Origin of the sequence: Romboutsia sp. 13368, assembly GCF_018336475.1 — a bacterium.
Taxonomy (GTDB): Bacteria; Bacillota; Clostridia; order Peptostreptococcales; family Peptostreptococcaceae; genus Romboutsia.
Window position 1 is genome coordinate 1,489,609 of record NZ_CP048741.1, and the last position, 959, is coordinate 1,490,567.

1 protein-coding gene is annotated in these 959 nt (G+C 26.9%); it reads right to left on the reverse strand.

Going from position 1 to position 959, the window contains the following annotated elements:
• Nucleotides 1–3: 3 nt before the first annotated feature.
• Complete coding sequence (locus tag G3997_RS11930; RefSeq protein WP_442971266.1) at nt 4–393, reverse strand: DnaD domain protein; 390 nt, start codon at nt 391–393, stop codon at nt 4–6.
• Nucleotides 394–959: the final 566 nt, after the last annotated feature.

Consider the following 959-nt stretch of genomic DNA (forward strand, 5'->3'; position numbering starts at 1 on the left):
TTATTACTCTTTAGATAGTTCTCTTGYCCTTTGAAGTTGTTCTTGTGTAGGTTTTTGATAAATTGGCTCATCCTCAATTTCATATTCTCTGGCATATTTAGATTTTCTATCATTTGATTGTCCCCCTACATTTAATTCATATGCTTTTAAAGCATCATAAGTTTTTATATTGTTATTTAACCATTGTCTTATAATTCCACCAATATAGCCTTTATTGCATTTTCCTCTATCTGTTGCTATTTCTATGGCTTTTTTAAATAGTTCAATATCTATTTCTTCGCTTATATGGTTTATCCACTCATAAGCTACTCCATTTATAAGTCCAATATTTTGTTCATATAGTTTTGCATACTTACCTACATTAGAGTTTTTTATATCTTTTTCTTTATCTATGTCTTTTTCTTTATATTCTTCTTTATCTTTTTCTTCTTCTTTTTCTTCTTCTTGTCNNTATCGTGGTACGTATCGTGGTACGTATCGTTATTTAGTTTATTACTTTTATATAAATCATCTATATTATCAGCTTTATCCTTATTTATATAGCTTTTAAATATATCTTTTATCTCTTTCTTTTTAATACCTTTACTAACATATTCAATAAGAGATATATCTGAAACTTCATCTAATTCTTTTTTAACACAATCTAACATAGGTTTACCACTTCTATCTAAATTATATTTTCCCCAGTTTTTTATACCAATTTCACGAGTATATGGATTGTACTTTATAAGCTTATGATGATTTTCAAATCTATCCATTAAAGCATTTATACTTTCTATAGAGTATCCAAGTTCAAAGCACATTTGCTTTTTAGTTATTTGATATATTCCAATTTGAGTTGTTGCAGGATTAGTTAATAAGTATATAAAAAAGAACTTGTCCTCTGGAGTTAATTCTTCTATAACCTTTCCATCTTGCCAAAATGCGGTGTGTAATTTTCTAAATATAGCCATAATATC